This window comes from Paenibacillus sp. NMA1017 (assembly GCF_058895805.1).
This window is the reverse complement of sequence record NZ_JBZXYR010000021.1, coordinates 1-13,345: the sequence shown is the minus strand read 5'-3', so window position 1 is coordinate 13,345 and position 13,345 is coordinate 1. Positions and strand designations below refer to the sequence as shown.

Below are 13,345 nucleotides of genomic sequence, written 5' to 3'. Positions count from 1 at the left end.
AAAACACTCCTAATTTATTTTCTGGCGAGTTCTAACACTGCATTGGCTAACACATTTGTTATGCTCGACCCATAAGAAGCATCGATAAACAAATCGCTTGCATGGTGATAATTTGGATTTGGGTCATCAACGGGTTCGAATGGCAAATTGATAAAAAAATCTTCAGAAACAACAACAGCCGGATACCCTTGCTGATGGAAAGATGCATGGTCACTTCTACCGATCGCACCATCGAATAAAGTTCGGTCAGGGTTAGTAACAGTGCTTGTCCCTTGATAGATTTGAGGTGGGGACAGAGATGGTACTCGAACAGCATGATTTGCTATGGTTTGAGCTATAGGTAAAGAAGCATTCCGAATATCTGCATCATTATGACCCGCATGGATTTCAAACAGATGGTTTCGATCACTGTTGAAGCCAATCATATCTATACATATTGCAGCTTTGACGGGTGCGCCTGTCGCTTTAAGCATAGATGCATATACCTTGCTGCCAACAAGTCCTGACTCTTCAGCATTAAAAAAACAAAATCGGACGGTATGAGTTAGCCGCTCCCTATACTCCAATAGACACTTAGCAATTGACAAAACAGCCGCTATTCCAGAAGCATCATCATCTGCGCCAGGCGCGGGATCAGAATCAGGATGGTAGATGCTATCATTAGCAGCCGTAGAATCCAAATGACATCCTACAATAATTAATTTAGCCTCTGGTTCTGGAAGGGCACAAGATTGCAACCACCATGGATACCAAGGACTTAACCCAAACGAATCCTCTATTGATCTTCTTAGAGCAATGGGATGTGCATCATTTGTGATTTTTAATGTAAACCATTCATTTCCAACAATATTTTTAACGGAAGGTAACCAATTTTCAATGGGGATAGGGTTAGGATATTGTTGAAATAGTCCTCTTAGTTTTTCTTTAACATTTAGTTCAAAAGTGGAAGGTACGGTACCGGGTAAATCAGCAATTACGTTATTTAAAGAAATCCCATTGAAGTTAAAACGATGTACGGTTGGACATAATCCAAGTTCAGATAAATCCTGTTGAAGTGCATGAATTACTCTGACATTATCAGGATGTAAAACATGACGAGATCTAATGGGTCCGTCATGGTCTATGTCTAGTTTTCCACTGTAACGGTTTACTGTAGCTTCAAAGGATTCTGGAGTAGAAGCAGTAATTTTCAATTCACTAAAATCGGTATTGGTAACACCTTTATTATCTTTCCTAAAATCGTGAACTGGATACAACATTTCTGGACTGGGTAAAAGCAGTTGTGGATGTGCATGACCGTTCGGCCCATGTACATGCAGGGATTCATTGAGCTCAGCGGGGCCTAACGCAATAATGATCTTTCTACCCTCGATGGATAGTACTTTATGCTTCTTCAGAAGTTCCTCCGTTTCCTTATTCCATTCTTCAATCTCTACGAAGATCGGATCTTCAGTTGACAAATCTATAGATAATTTTTCTACTCTAATCCCATTTTTTTGTAATGCTAGAAAGGACTCCTCCACCATAACTGAAAGCATACACCAACGACTATCTTCAATTTCGTAATAGAAATAGGGTAACCCGTCACTTATACTTCTACATTGTTCTTTTGATCCAAAAATCTGAACCATTTCAGATATCTTATTATTCAATATGTTTAAGGCTACTTGGAGATGGGGAGTGGATATAAAACCCAATTCAGCAGCTAAACCTCTTAAGACGCGATCGGAAGAAACTAAAATCGTTGAATCAGCATGTACAAGATATGGGGTTAACTCGTGCTGAAGCACGCTTTTATTTTGATAAATGACAATTCGATTAAATTGAGGGAAATAATCCTTCAAATTTTCCACAGATTCAGATGCTTCAGGCAAGAACACAAACATTTCTACATCAAAACGTTGTAAGCTTTCCATCAATGTGGCGATTCCCGGAAGGAAATCAACTCCAACTACTTCACTTTCCTCACTAAAACGAAGCATGCCGAACGATTGGTCAAACAAAAAAATAATTGATCTTATATTGGTTGACATTAAGTTATCCCCTTTCAATATGTATTCGCAATTAATATCTCAAACCTTATTCATATTTATGATAATTAAAAAGTGGACTAATTGGGTTTTATTTCATCGGTTATTTTGTAAGTACTTGTAAAAAATATGGTCCGATTGTTAAACACAAAATTTCAATATAGCGCTTAAGGAGATAACAGAATTATGATTAAACAAATTGATAAAAGAATTTACCATTTTACTAACGAGATGCATCTTAATCGATCGGATGAATCCTTCAGTGATCCCGAGTTGAAGAAAGAAAACTCAAAATCCACAATAAATCCGTTAACAGGGAATGTTGCATTTGTAATGTTGGATCTTGAGGCGTCAAATACTGATGAGTCCTTCATAACAAGGGCAATTAAAGCGGTTAATCATAATTCTTCTGTCTTGGGGTTTTCTAGGGATTCAGTAACGGAAGGAATGGAATTTGTTCCGGATCCTCGGGTAATCAAAACAAGTGCAAATACATCTGTTGTTCATTTGCATCAAGTTTATCGCGGGATACCGGTTTATCAAATGTCTAGAACCTGTCGATTTAAGGAAAATGGCACTCTTGAAGACATTGTTGGGGATAATGTGAGTATAAATGAAGAAATCAACCTCATACCTGAAATTGCTGTGGATTCAGCAATAGTAGCAGCAAATGAGTATATTATTGCTAACCAGACTTCAACTGAAGGTCAAGTGAATGGGTGGGGGCAACCACTTCCAAATGTAAAAATCAATACAGCAGGATATTTCCCTAAAGTATTAACTACGTTTCCATCCCCTGCGCAGTACACAGTATTAGACAAAGGAGTGTTTGAAGAAAACATCACAGCACATTTAACGATATTCCCACAATATCCAAAATCACGTTTAGCTTGGCACTTTGCAATTACCCTTCAAGATACTAAGGAGCAGTATGAATTTATTGTAGCAGCTGATCAGAAACAATCGAGCGAGGTTTTACTCTGTCAAAGGAAAAGTTTTCATATGAAGGCTGAAGGAAGTGTATTCGAGTTTAACGGTGGGGAACAACGAAGACTCTTTACATTCCCGAGACCCATAACTGAATATCCAGTCAAACCATCATCGGCACTTCCTACTACGTTTCCTGTTGATTGGGTAGAGGAAACCAATACCAAAGGAAACAGTACTCAGTCATTGATGTGTGACTCAAACGTTTCAATCGTTGAATGTATGCAGGCTGTCCCAATGGAAGGAAAAGTAGACAATGGAAAGGTTACATTTATACCTTCAGATGATTCTGGCGATGAACAGAAAATACTTAATGCCTTCTATTTTTGCAACTATATGCATGATTTCTTTTATATGCTTGGTTTCGATGAAAAATCCGGGAATTTTCAGGATTATAACTCTACTGGATTAGGTTTAGAGAAAGATTATCTAAAAGTAAATGTGTTTTCTGCACCTGTCTTTGGGACAGCAAACATGAGGACACCTGCTGATGGAAGAAATCCGATAATGAACCTAGGTGTCGTGTCTTCTACTAATCGCCATACGGCGCTAGACGCTGATGTGGTATTCCATGAGTACACTCATGGTGTAACGAATAGACTTGTTGGGGGACCGTTGGATCAAAACTCTTTAGACATGTCACAAAGTCGTGGAATGAGTGAAGGTTGGAGTGATTACTTTGCTCTTACAATTCAGAATTTCAGTCGTACACAAGAAAAAGTGGTTACAGGAGCTTGGGTAGTTAATAATAATAGAGGAATTCGTGAATTTAAGTATGATGATGATTTTCCCGATCACTTTGGCGATCTCGGAACGGGACGGTACACTGAAGATGACGAACATAATATTGGTGAAATCTGGTGCGCTACGTTAATGTATTTAAATCGAAGATTAGTAGAAAAATTAGGGAAGGATAAAGGTTATAACTTGGCTTGGAGAACTGTAATTGACAGTTTAAAAATTTCTCGTGCAAATCCAAGTTTAATCGATGCACGAGATAATATGTTAAATGCAATTCGAGACCTAAGATTAATTAATCAACTCAGTGAAGATGATTTTAAAACAGCAAATCAATGTGCCTGGAAAGCTTTTAGTAAATTTGGTATGGGTCCTAATGCAAGAAGTAATGGAGCGACCTTAAATGGAATAGTTGCAGATTTTGAACTGCCACAGAATATCTAAACAGCCCCTTGGCTTTACGTGAAAAATAAGGCTTACTAAGTTGAGTGAGCCTTATAATTTTTGACAATCACATCCGACAGCACAATAAAGTGAAGATAAGTTTATTATCTTCCAAGAGAAGGGATGCCATTAAAATGATAAATGAACAGCTTGCAGGAGTATGGACATACCGTAGCTTTCTTAATGTTCCTGAAGAAGTTGGAGATTTTAACAAAATAAAATTTGGCGAAGGTGAACTAGTCTTCGAAATGAAATTTGAACCAGGCACGATTCGTGGCCAGTTAGCCTTTCGATCTGAGAAACCGGACCCGAAAGATGCAAGGTTATTTATTCATGGTTCGATTGAGAAAAGTAATTTAAGATTCCAAGGTACAGGGGTTAACAAAACTGATGCTGAAGGTTGGGTCTATGATTATAATGGAGAAATTACACCAAACTGGATAGACGGGACAGAGAAGAAAACAATAATGACTGGTACAGTTATTCGAAGTGTACCTCACGATGGAAAGCCTGCTGGGGTAGTTGGTTCATTTATTGCTGTGAAGCATGAGTTTTTAGAACCTAGCTATGTAATTCCGTTGCCAGAAAATGTGCTGTCTATGCTTTCAACAAGAATGCACAGATTGCATCATAGTGTTTGGCACAGCGTAAGAGACAGATGGACTAGACTGGATGAAACAAAGAAAAATGAAATTAGAAAAAGGGGATGGCAACCTGGTGAGATAGATGACGAACGGCCATCCATAACACCATATGAAGATCCTATTGTATTAAATGGTTCAGGTGAGGATTTTCTGTTCATGCATCGCAAAATGATTATGCATGTTAACTCGATGATGACGGAACCAATAAAAGGATGGAGCGTTATTCCTGCCCCTGGTCCTTATCTGATCGAACCGAAATTTGATAATGGTAATATTTCTGTTTTTCCACCGGGTAATCCGGATGGATTCACAGTTCCACCATTATGGATTACAGGTAACGAAGAGTTCGATAGACGCAATGCACAGTTGAAAAGTGATGGACATTATTGGTCAAGAATGAAATGGTGGGATCGGAATTTTAAAAATCCGCAATATCTTGCAACTTTGACACTTTATGAACTGGGCTCATTAATTGAGTGGTCAGTGCATAACGATATGCACATAAGATGGGCTTCAGTTCCTAGGGACAAAGATTTCGTTCCGATTCCAACTGGCCGTGATGAGCGCGATATAGACGCATTAAAATGGGATCGAACCAGTTATGATTTTTTAGGGGACACTTATTCAGCTCACGTAAACCCTGTTTTCTGGAGACTACACGGCTGGGTGGACGATAGAATCAATGACTGGTTTGAAGCTCATGAAACTGTTCATAGAGGGCAGATTGAAAAGATACAGATTGATGGTGTCCCGTGGTTCAAAAGTGATAAATGGGTTTTAAATGATCGCCCATGGGATGGGCCGATACATTCACATAGTGATGATCATTCAATTGCTAAGATGGAAGAAGTAAATGAGATCATTTATGGTGTGAAGCCACAAAGTTTCGAACTTGACCAACATAGATCAGTACCGCCTCTAACCTGGTTTTAATGGGATAGGCCAGCAAACGCAAATGTCGGGTGACAAGAACATTGTCCGATTGGCGATAGTTGTAATCTGGTGTCAACAATATGTACCGATCATCGAAAAGATCCAAGAATATGATCCATTGTCGTTCTTTTCTTAGTTGTAACCATTAAGCTCCCTCGAAATGATTCAATTTCCTCACTCAAACTCATGAATTCGCAGGATTTTACTCTGTAGTTAACGTGGAGGAAGAAGGCAAGGGCGGAGGTAGTAGCTGGGATTTGTAGAAAGGGCATGACGAAACAAGGGTGAAATAGGACCACCCATATTATACCATATATGCACGTCTCCACTTCACCCTCCCATGTCTCAACGGGGCATAGCCCTTTCATTCCTTCGTCACATCTTAACTAAGGGGTGGGGGTCGGTCTTTCTAACGGAACGGGTCCAAGCCCTTTTGCTTAATGTCTCCCGATACTCCGTGCTTCTTGTTATCCTGCGAATACATCAATCGGTGAGAATCATGCGATTATATGCTGCTTCTGGAAAGACCTTAGCTGAATCGTAGGCACTGCCGGTTTTGGCCAGAGCGACAAGCATGCGGGCAATTTTGCCGCATAATTTCATGATGGATTTAATTTTTTTTGAGCTTCTTGGTTTCAACATTGAAATGGTGCAAAGCTCTGACATCCGGATTGGTCATGACCATACACATGGTCATGAGATAGAGGAAACGACGGAGGCGTGGGAGCCCTCGTTTGCTAAGCGTCATTTTACCGCCCCATTTTCCGGAACTGGCCTCCGCTAAATTGAGACCGGCATGTCGTAACAAAGCATTTCCGTGTGCATAGCCACTCAGATCTCCAGCCTCTCCCAGAACATCAGCCAAACTTGTTGCATTCAATCCCTGAATTTTAAGCAGCTTGTGTGCATAGGGAATACATTTGAGGATGGCCTGCAGCTCCGACTCAATTTGTTTCAGCTGGCGCTGAGCCAAGTCATATTCCTCAAGCAGTTGCCCTAGATGCAGTTTGTATGCTTGGAGCACTGAAGTAGCGCCAACACTACATTTGGCAAGGTGAATGAGCTGCTCCGCCTGCTTAATACCAGCATGATGTTTCACATTTACTTCCAGCCCGCAAGGATATGCTCTTTGGTTAACTGACAAATGTCTTTTGGCAAGGGAAAGAGTCTGAGCGTATCGATAGCACTGGTACAGATAAGGATTTTGAAGACTTGACGGAGTTCAGGGAAAACAATGTCTACTCAGCGATGAATCTGATTCACGGGACTGTTCAACCGTTTGGGTGACTGTATCCCTGTTGGCCATAAGAATTCGAAGCTCCTCGTAGGGCTCAGAGTTGAAACGTACTGGGGAACCGTTTTTAATCATATCCGCGATGACAAAAACATCCTTGCGGTCGCTTTTGGAAGGGGTATTATCGCGGTTCTCTTTATTCCTTTTAACCAAATGTGGGTTTACAAGGACAACCACTATCCCTTGCGAAGAGAGCCAGCATGCCAAGCTCAGCCAGTAATGACCAGTAGGTTTAAGACCGACGATGACTTTGTTGAGTTGGTAAGTTTTAAGGAGGTCCTTCGTCCAACGGGCAAACTATTGAAAACCTTCGTGGTGGCTGCCAAACTCTAGTGGTGTCCCCAGTGCAATTCCTCGAAAACTGACTGCACGGGCGACATGCGTTTCCTGAGCAATATCTACACCAGCAACAAGATGGAATGGAGAAATGTTTTGAATGAGTTGATTTTGCCTGTCCTGAGCTGTAAACTTCATAGCAGAGCGACCTCCTGGATGGGCTTTTTGAGGCAATGACCTCGTGCGTAACCCCATCGTACCGAGGCGCTCGTTTTTAATCAAACGACAAATTATTCGTTTTATAGGAATTCTAACGGGAAACGATAGCTCAATAAATTGGCTTTTACCGCTTTTAAACAACATGCTAAAATCATGTGTACCGGTTAACCCCTGAGTCTAACGTGGAGCATATAAGACTTCTATAAAGTGTTTGTGGTAACTGGTACATACTTAGAGGATTTTATATATATATTGTGCAGTGACCTCTCAGGGAAACAACCGCTCCTAATAGGTTTGGGGCCAGTAGGCAACCCCTCCTGGACTTCTTTAACAGAAATGAGGCGCTCCATGTTTCTTGGAATTTATTGATTTTACTACTTCGTGCGATAAAGACAAAAAGGAAAGCAGGAACCCCTTAGCAATCACCCTGTAAAAATTTAGGCAATCTTCTTCCTACTTTTAAAAAAATTAGGATGTGTTTTGTGTAAATCGTTTCATCACTCATGCCCGGACATCTAGCTTATTGTTCCGACGCTTCGGCCTCAGGCCTGTATTTCTCTAAAGCCTTCTCTAGCTCTCTTTGCTCATTTTCCTTGAGGACAATAGAACCAAGTGACAAAAGAATCTACAGTTCTATACTGCCTCGATAGTAGTCCCCTTTTTCAATAAAGGAATTATTAGGTGTAATTGTTGTATTACATAATCTAAATCTTCCTTTGTAGTGCTCAACCCAAAACTGAATCGTATTGAGCCGTAATTTTTTGTATCAGCCCCTATTGCCTTTAATACGTGGGAGGTTTCATTTTTTCTTGAACTACATGAAGAACTTGGGGAAACATTAATACCAAGTTTATTCAAGTTCTTTAGAAGCGATCCACTATCAACTTTAGGGAATCCAATATTTAGATTATTAGATATACATTTACTTATTGAACCATTAATAATTACTTTAGGTTCTATCTGAATCAGCATATTTAAAAAGTACTCCCTTAGCTCTTTCAATCTATTATTCTCATAAGCCATTTCATTATGTGCTAATTTTGAGGCTTTTGCTAGAGCAAGTATTGAAGAGATGTTTTCTGTTCCCGAACGGAGACCAAATTCTTGTCCACCACCATGAATTTGAGGCGTTAATTGCAATCCTTCCTTTATATAAAGCCCACCGATCCCTTTAGGGGCATATATTTTATGTCCAGAGAAAGAGAGTAAAGATATACCTGATTTTTCAGGATCTATTATCATCTTTCCAAACGCCTGAATAGCATCAACCATAAAACAAATATTATGTTCAAGACATATAGTACCTATTTCTTTAATCGGGTTAATTGAACCTATCTCGTTATTTACAGCCATAATTGAAACTAAAAATGTGTTCTTCTTAATATTTTTTTTAACCGATTGAGGACACACAAGTCCTTCCTTATCAACATCCAAGTATGTTATCTCAAAACCAATATCGGACAAAAAATTCATTGTTTCCAAAATAGAAGCATGTTCTACTTTACTAGTAATTATATGTCCCTTTTCCTGTAATCTTCTAAACGCCATCCCTTTTATTGCTAAATTATTTGCCTCAGAACCCGAACCTGTAAAAATAATATTTTCAGGCTTCACAAATAAGTCTGAAGAAATCTGCTGCTTCGCCTCAAAAATAAGTTCCCTAAGATACTGTCCTTGAGCAGTGTTACTACTTGGATTTTCAAAACCATACTTATTTTTAATAAAATTTTGTAATACCTTTTTTACTTCAGGTCTAAGGTCAGTTGTAGCACTATAGTCAAGATATACTTTTCTAAAATCCAAGGGATCAATATCTAAACATTTATTGCACTTTGAGGTAGATTTAGTCCTTTCATATTTAAAAAAATCCCCAAATTGTTTCTTGTACTTTTTCTTTTTTAGCTCGTGGTGTTTATTTTTTTCTAATTCTTCAATTAGTTTATGTGCTTTTTTGAGAAAAACTGTTTTGTTATTAGGGTTTTCATTGTTGTAATCTTTAAATTTTACAGGGGGGGTATTCAGTAAAATATTAAAATAGTATTCTATATTTTTACCAATAATTAAGTGGTGTAAGTATGAAGGATCTAAAACACAAGAAACAAAGACATCTGTGCTTATAATTGTATTAATTCGCAATATTTTTTTAAATCTAGAGATATACTCTTTTAGTTCTATCCAGTTATCTGTTATCATTTATACAACCTCCTAAATCAATATACTTCAAACTTAAAATCAAATTTAATGAGTAGTGTAATACAACTATGAGCATGCGCCATAATGAGGCGCCTGCTCAATTGGTTATACTAGCCTGCACAGCTGGGTTTTGGTTTTAAATCAATAGCAGCATTGTATGTTTCAATTCTGCAGTTTCCTGGAGGATGGCCACATGCATTCATAAAATGTGTGTCTTCTGGCAGAAAAGCTTTTTCGTGAGAGATTCCGAAAGGCACATTAAAAAATTCGTCCAATTGCTTAATAGCCTTTTTCATAACATCAATGTAAAATTCTCCAAACCAAACAACTCTCATCACATTTCTCGCTCCATAAAAATCAGCCTGCCCTTCACAGGATAGTATCCCATCATATGTTGGTTCACCTCCGTAGTGGTGACCTATTTCATGTGCTAAAACTAGTGAAAGCCCTTCAAGCTCTAAAGTAGTTGACCTTACTAAACCGCCCTTTATTTGGACATATTTTTTCCCATCTGTTTCCCAAGCATAAGCATTGACTATTTCACTATCCCAATCTAAAGAAAAGTTAATTTCGGAATAATGCAATTCATACTGAGTAAAAAGATACTCTATCCATGATCTTGAAACAGTGTCTGTGAAAGCTCTAAAAGTCCCAGACTCTAAATGTTTTTTTGCGTCCTCATTTGATATGAAGGTATATGCATCATCTGGGGGGGTTACAACAGATAATTCAGATGAGGAGATAAAAAATTCATTATTCAACAAATTTCTTTCCAACTCCCCATATTTTTCGGTGTACTCCTTTGTTCCTACAGTGAGCATTGTATCGAACTCTTTTTTAAATTCATCGCTATGATATTTAATCTGTAACGTGTAATCCCCGCATACAACTCCATTTGCTATTATTAAATGTCCGTCAAGATTTGTTGTTGGTTCTTGGATATCCGTGGCAATGTGATGGAATCCACCTCTAAAATCACCTATCCCTATACCATTGATAGTTATTTTTTCACCATTCTCATTAATTAAATAATCGTCATATATGTTCAGTTTATCTGCTCTTTTCATCTTTTTTCCAGGCACTAAAAACAATGTATCTGGTAAAACAACCAGGTGTTGGTTTTCACCAAAGCTAATAAATATAGTTTGGGGTTGTTTAGTTGTCTTACTACCTTTTGATCCATTACTATATGCTACTTTTTTTTGCTCCCATACTAAATCCAAACCAGCAGCATAAATAAATTCACCTTTTTTAATATCTTGAACTGCTTTTGATTTTCCTTTCGAAATAAATATTGGAGTATTTAATGCAAAACAAGAACATTGACAAACACATGGACCCTGGCTGTCTCTTGTTAAGACTGGATGACCAATTGGCCAGTCTTCTTGTTTACATATTTCATTAATTTCTGCATCTGCACCACTGCAATGTGCAGCTTCACATTCCCTTATTGCCATTATTCGATCATCCCTTCTTTTGTTATCATTTATAATATGTTCATATTTTATTTGGCTTAAACATAATCTTTGAATTGGATTATCTTATCACTCCTTGGCAGGCCGCTTACGGTTAGTTATTACTTCATCAGTTTCAATAATCTTTTTAAGTTAATTTTAAAAAGAGTCATCGCTCTTGTAACTCCATGCCAAGAAGACTTGAAGATGACGTTATGTCATACCCATGTCTGTGTTTCAACTCACTCTTCTTTGCCTCAATATTGTAACGTTACTTTGTTTTTTCTATGAAGTTCGCTTACATGGAACACCATTTGTTCCATGTATGTATGTGTGCAAGGCTGGACATATGGCAGTCCGAAAAGCGCGGCAAGGAAAGAAAGGTGTGGGTAAGAATCAAGGTGATACGTACTACGTTTATGTAGAGAGGTGTAGGGGATGCCGATAAAATATGGATGCTACACCGAAGGAGAAAAAAGAAAAAACTAGTCGGTGAGCATTAGATCTGGGGAGCAAAACTCTTATTAATTTGAATTGTTTTCATTCTTTCGACCGCTTCACGTAATAAGTGGATTCAGCTTGGCGATGAAATCAAGTGTATTACCCTTGGTATAAACAAGGTTGTTTTTTTCCAAATAAGCCATATTAACAATAAGCGTCTCCACGTCCATACTCGCCGCTCTGCTTTTACGATCAGCGTCTAACTGCTTACCATCGTTCTTTTCACCCGTTGTGACCACAGCTGCTATAATTACCGGATTGGCTGTTATAGCCATATACATTTTTTAACCGAAAAATGACGAATTTGCAATTCTCGGCCCGCATTTGCATCCTGAGCTTCTGAGATCTGTAGTTGCTCAAGGTTATCTATGATTGTCTTTGAGCAGATTGAGGTTTCCTTTATCTTGGGGACTTTGCTAGCGCCACCGCTTGAAGCATAGCGATCAGGTTTTGGCAGTATGCAAGTTCGTCCTCAAGCACATCACTGATAATTTTTTTGCTGGAGGCTTGGTTTTCAGAGATTCATCGATTTATAGACGCTTTTCTCAACTTTCAGGAGAAGTCTTACACTGAAAGCAAGGGTTTGATTTTAATACGCAGCCTCTCTCTAATTAATTGCCTTCTGAATTTTTTTAAAGCCCGATGATACATGCTCATCGAGCTTTTGTCAATTATTAACTAAGAAGAAATGCTCTTGTTATATTTCATTAGTTTTTAGTACACAACTTTATTGAATTTGAATATGAGAACAAGGGTGTCAACCGTAAGGTGGAATCTGAAGAAAAACGTAGGTAGAAGTCGCGGCTTGAGGTACACGATGACTATTGGAGGTGACTGCAGCCTAGGAAATGAAAATTCTGATCCGGAAATCGCTCAAAAATCTCGCTGAAAATGGCAGCACAGGCCTTCTCACTCAATCCGACGCTGCCCCCGAGCGCAATAACCGGGTCATCCTCCTGGTATCAGAAGAAAATAAAGGATTAGGCTGAAAAATAAAAGATTAGACCCAGCATAGCGATCGGCAGCCGGTCATTACGCCAGCAGCTCCTCGATGCTCCTGAGTCTAATACATTATTATCTGGCTCGATTCTTATTGAGGACTCATTTGATGCCTCAGTCTAAACTTATTTCTCAAAACCTGACGGTTTTCAAAACCGAAAACGGCGTCAAATCAACAACTCTTGTCTAATACTTTATTTTCTCCATATATAAGAAATACTCATTTTAATTTTGGTACATAAAAGTCGCGAATTATCCGTATACCGATTATTCCTTGGGATTTATGTATGAAAAAATTAACAATGACTATAATATGAATAGAGAAAGGTGTGTAATAATTCATGTCACTAAATTCACTTAGCATATTTGATATTGCTTTTGTAACACCCCACGGTATCTGTTTTCAGCAAGTTTTTTATACTTGCTCAAGAGCCATACGTGAGAAATGGTTTGAAAGAGCTTTGAAAGAAGGCGGTTGGAACCTCAGCATTAGATATACCCCAACTGATCTAAAATCAATTTACATAAGAAATGAATTTGAAGATTATGAAGAATGTAGATTGGTGGTAAAAGAATCATTACAAGGTCTTAACATAGAGACCTATTTACAGAGTGTGCAACTAATGAAACTTG

At 38.5% G+C, this 13,345-nt stretch carries 6 protein-coding genes and 3 pseudogenes; 4 read left to right on the top strand and 5 right to left on the bottom strand.

The window, feature by feature from the left end:
• Positions 1-14: 14 nt before the first annotated feature.
• Entirely contained in the window at positions 15-2,033 is a 2,019-nt protein-coding gene (locus AC5ELV_RS25655) for a M28 family metallopeptidase (RefSeq protein ID WP_493432375.1), read from the bottom strand.
• Positions 2,034-2,216: 183 nt separating this feature from the next.
• Here AC5ELV_RS25655 and AC5ELV_RS25650 point away from each other — a divergent pair, with 183 nt between their 5' ends.
• Together AC5ELV_RS25650 and AC5ELV_RS25645 are read left to right on the top strand one after the other, a co-directional pair.
• Entirely contained in the window at positions 2,217-4,199 is a 1,983-nt protein-coding gene (locus AC5ELV_RS25650; RefSeq protein WP_493432374.1) for a M36 family metallopeptidase, read from the top strand.
• Positions 4,200-4,333: 134 nt separating this feature from the next.
• Positions 4,334-5,776 (top strand): hypothetical protein, encoded by a 1,443-nt coding sequence (locus tag AC5ELV_RS25645; RefSeq protein WP_493432373.1) that lies wholly within the window; start codon positions 4,334-4,336, stop codon positions 5,774-5,776.
• A gap of 483 nt (positions 5,777-6,259) precedes the next feature.
• Here AC5ELV_RS25645 and AC5ELV_RS25640 read toward each other — a convergent pair.
• From AC5ELV_RS25640 to AC5ELV_RS25630, 3 genes and pseudogenes are all read right to left on the bottom strand, one after another.
• Positions 6,260-7,544 (bottom strand): annotated as a pseudogene (locus AC5ELV_RS25640) (IS110 family RNA-guided transposase).
• A gap of 654 nt (positions 7,545-8,198) precedes the next feature.
• On the bottom strand, positions 8,199-9,758 hold the full coding sequence (locus AC5ELV_RS25635; protein ID WP_493432372.1) for a cysteine desulfurase family protein: 1,560 nt from the start codon (positions 9,756-9,758) through the stop codon (positions 8,199-8,201).
• Positions 9,759-9,868: 110 nt separating this feature from the next.
• Positions 9,869-11,215, bottom strand: coding sequence for a M48 family metalloprotease (locus AC5ELV_RS25630; RefSeq protein ID WP_493432371.1), 1,347 nt, complete (start codon positions 11,213-11,215; stop codon positions 9,869-9,871).
• 322 nt (positions 11,216-11,537) lie between these two features.
• On the opposite strand from AC5ELV_RS25630, the pseudogene AC5ELV_RS25625 reads away from it, so the two are divergent.
• Positions 11,538-11,695 (top strand): annotated as a pseudogene (locus tag AC5ELV_RS25625) (IS5/IS1182 family transposase); the annotation flags it as partial.
• A 74-nt stretch (positions 11,696-11,769) separates the two neighbouring features.
• Here the strand turns inward: AC5ELV_RS25625 and AC5ELV_RS25620 are convergent.
• Entirely contained in the window at positions 11,770-11,988 is a 219-nt protein-coding gene (locus AC5ELV_RS25620; RefSeq protein ID WP_493432370.1) for a hypothetical protein, read from the bottom strand.
• 1,065 nt (positions 11,989-13,053) lie between these two features.
• Here AC5ELV_RS25620 and AC5ELV_RS25615 point away from each other — a divergent pair.
• Positions 13,054-13,345, top strand: a pseudogene (locus AC5ELV_RS25615) (hypothetical protein); the annotation flags it as partial.

Coding starts and splice junctions, on each gene's coding strand:
- AC5ELV_RS25655 (WP_493432375.1), bottom strand. CDS start 2,033: ATGTCAACCAATATAAGATCAATTATTTTTTTGTTTGACCAATCGTTC.
- AC5ELV_RS25650 (WP_493432374.1), top strand. CDS start 2,217: ATGATTAAACAAATTGATAAAAGAATTTACCATTTTACTAACGAGATG.
- AC5ELV_RS25645 (WP_493432373.1), top strand. CDS start 4,334: ATGATAAATGAACAGCTTGCAGGAGTATGGACATACCGTAGCTTTCTT.
- AC5ELV_RS25635 (WP_493432372.1), bottom strand. CDS start 9,758: ATGATAACAGATAACTGGATAGAACTAAAAGAGTATATCTCTAGATTT.
- AC5ELV_RS25630 (WP_493432371.1), bottom strand. CDS start 11,215: ATGGCAATAAGGGAATGTGAAGCTGCACATTGCAGTGGTGCAGATGCA.
- AC5ELV_RS25620 (WP_493432370.1), bottom strand. CDS start 11,988: ATGGCTATAACAGCCAATCCGGTAATTATAGCAGCTGTGGTCACAACG.